General features: G+C 56.1%; 3 protein-coding genes. All 3 read left to right on the forward strand.

The genetic code is table 11. The annotated features are described in order from the left end of the window. Positions 1-171: 171 nt before the first annotated feature. Positions 172-738 carry a shikimate kinase AroK gene (gene aroK, locus FGO67_RS16590; RefSeq protein ID WP_203301770.1) on the forward strand — a complete coding sequence of 189 codons (567 nt, stop codon included), beginning with the start codon at positions 172-174 and terminating at the stop codon, positions 736-738. Continuing rightward, entirely contained in the window at positions 731-1,825 is a 1,095-nt protein-coding gene (gene aroB / locus FGO67_RS16595) for a 3-dehydroquinate synthase (protein ID WP_203301771.1), read from the forward strand. The genes aroK and aroB overlap by 8 nt, the downstream gene beginning before the upstream one ends. Before the next feature lie 45 nt (positions 1,826-1,870). Then, the coding region (locus FGO67_RS17150) for an AAA family ATPase (protein ID WP_338039589.1) at positions 1,871-2,888 on the forward strand (1,018 nt) is incomplete at its 3' end.

Below are 2,888 nucleotides of genomic sequence, written 5' to 3' on the forward strand. Positions count from 1 at the left end.
CGTCCTGATGGGAAAGAACAGCTGATGCTTCCAAATCGGCCAGAAACCTCTTCCAGAGACAGGCGCGCTCAGCCGGCCAACCGTCTGAATGTTCAGCAATTGCGCGGGAAATTTATGGAATCAGAACCGCTGTGATATTCTCACCCGCCTGAACACAATCGAGCGGAAGTTATGTCTTTGCCCAAACGCGTTGTCCTGGTGGGCCCTATGGGGGCCGGAAAGAGTACGATTGGCCGAATGCTCGCCAAAGAGCTGGGCTATCGTTTCCTGGACTCCGATCGCATCATTGAAGAACGCTGCGGCGCGAATATCCCCTGGATCTTCGATGTGGAGGGTGAGGACGGTTTCCGCTTGCGCGAGACGGCCATGCTGGAAGAGTTGTCTCTGCTGCCCGATACGGTTTTGGCGACCGGGGGCGGGGCCGTCATGCGCCCGGAGAACCGCCCATTCTTGAAGCAGGATGCCGTCGTTGTTTATCTGAAGACATCGATCGAACAACAGGTTGAGCGGACCCGTAAAGATCGCAACCGGCCTCTGCTTCAAAATGATGATCCGGAAGCAGTGCTTCGCAACTTGTTTGCGATCAGGGATCCGCTGTATACCCAGTTGGCTGATATCACTATGTACACGGACCGAAAAAGCCCCAGGCTGGTGGTCCGTCAACTGGTAAATCGAATGAATCCGAGGACGCCTCGGCATAAGCGGCAGGTACGCAAGGAGGGTCGAAATCATGTTTGATGCAGTCCGAGAATTGACCGTGGAACTGGGCGAGCGAAGCTACCCGATCCTGATTGGTCGGGGCCTTTTGGGAAGTCGCGATCTTTCAAAATATGCGCAAGGTTCCCAGGTCCTCATCGTGACCAATGAGACGGTAGCGCCTTTATACCTTGATCGGGCAAAAAACTGCTTTCCGGGGAAATCAGTCGATACTGTAATTCTGCCCGACGGTGAAAAATACAAGGACTGGCAGACTCTCAATCAGATTTTCGACCACTTGCTGCAGAATCGTCATTCCCGGAAAACCACCTTGGTTGCGTTGGGTGGTGGCGTGGTGGGAGATATGACTGGATTCGCTGCCGCCTGCTATCAGCGCGGCGTGCCATTCATCCAGATTCCAACGACCCTCCTGTCCCAGGTTGATTCTTCCGTAGGTGGTAAGACAGGCATCAATCATCCACTCGGCAAGAACATGGTGGGGGCCTTTCATCAGCCCGAGGTTGTTCTGATCGATACCGACACTCTTAGCTCGTTGCCGCCGAGGGAAATCGCGGCTGGGTTGGCCGAGGTGATCAAGTATGGGTTGATTCGAGACATTGGGTTTCTCGAGTGGCTCGAGGCGAATGTGGATCGTCTGGTAACGCTTGACGCGCCTGCCATTGCTGAAGCAATTCTGCGGTCTTGCGCCTGTAAGGCCGAAGTGGTCGCCAAAGACGAGCGTGAGGGGGGCTTGCGGGCCATTTTGAATCTTGGCCACACCTTTGGTCATGCCATCGAAACTTTTGCGGGCTACGGTAACTGGCTCCACGGCGAGGCAGTCGGCACCGGTATGATTATGGCTGCCGACCTGTCGGCTCGAGAGGGTATGATCAGCCGCGAACAATTTGAACGAGCGGCAACGTTGATCAGGCGTGCGGGTTTGCCAGAGTTGCCCCCAAAAGGCATGACGCCGGATGACTTTAGAAATCTTATGGCCGTGGATAAGAAGAACGTTGATGGTCGGTTACGCTTGGTGCTTCTGGCGGATCTAGGTGAGGCCATTGTTACCGAGGACGCTGCGGCGGAGAACCTGGCCGCAACACTGGCCAAATATTGTCATTGTGATTGACAGATGGCGAACGCAGAACTGGGTTAAAAGGCAGCAGGGACGGGTGTGACCGAAGATCGACTGAACAGTGCGGAAGGTGGAGGGCTTTTCCCTCGCCTCCAAGAGCGTTATGGATTTCGAGCCAATCCTCTGGAGCTGGAAACACCTTTTTTCCCCGATGCAATGCGTCATCATGCGCTGGAAACGCTACGCCACCTTTGTGGCTTTGGTGACATGGCGCTGCTGCTTACCGGGGCTCCTGGGTCAGGCAAGACTCGCTTGTTGACCGAGCTGGTGCGCAGTGAGTCGGCGCGCCTTGAATTCCATAGGATTCCAAGCGCGGCTTTGACCGGTTCCAGGGCGCTTGCTGGTGCGCTCAAAGAGCTTGCGCCTTCGTCTTTCCACGCGGATCAGGGCCCCCGGGATGCCGTTTACAGCTTTTTCCGCTGGTCTGAGGCCAAGGCCAAGAAAGGGCAGCGTATGGTGCTGCTCATTGATGACGCTGATCGGGCACCCACCGAATTGCTGCGGTTATTGCTGGCTGGATTTCTGGCAGCTGAGCGCGGCGCCGCCGCAGTTCCGGTTTTTACTGGCAGTGATGACCTTGTTGGCCACTTGGGTCTTGATCCGGTGTCGGCCAATGTTCACCAAATCCATTTGCGCCCACTGACCAAGGACGAGGTTTTTGCGTACCTTGAGCCACGAGTTCAGGTCGCCGGTGGCAAGGTCAGTGACCTGCTGAGCGCCTCAAAGGTGTCTCGCATTCACGGGCTGAGCCAGGGAAGTTTTGGCCGCTTGAAACGGGTTACACCGGGAGTTTGGCTGGATATGGTATCGGCGGCGCCCCGGACCGGTGGGTCGTCGTTGCACTCGTTAAGCAAATTGGCTTGGCCTGCGCTCGCGCTGGCGCTGCTTGGCGGGTCCTGGTGGTTTGTTTCTGATCAGTATGAGGATTCTGTCGCCAGCAACGAATTGCAGGCGCAGAAGCCAGAACCGGTGCGAAAAAGCATCACGATCGGTCCGGAAACCCCAGATCCCGAAGAAAGCGTTCCATCACCGGACGTTATTTCTGACACTCGTCCAG

The sequence above is a fragment of the Marinobacter sediminum genome (assembly GCF_016820575.1).
Classification (GTDB): domain Bacteria; phylum Pseudomonadota; class Gammaproteobacteria; order Pseudomonadales; family Oleiphilaceae; genus Marinobacter; species Marinobacter sediminum.

Coding starts and splice junctions, on each gene's coding strand:
- aroK (WP_203301770.1), top strand. CDS start 172: ATGTCTTTGCCCAAACGCGTTGTCCTGGTGGGCCCTATGGGGGCCGGA.
- aroB (WP_203301771.1), top strand. CDS start 731: ATGTTTGATGCAGTCCGAGAATTGACCGTGGAACTGGGCGAGCGAAGC.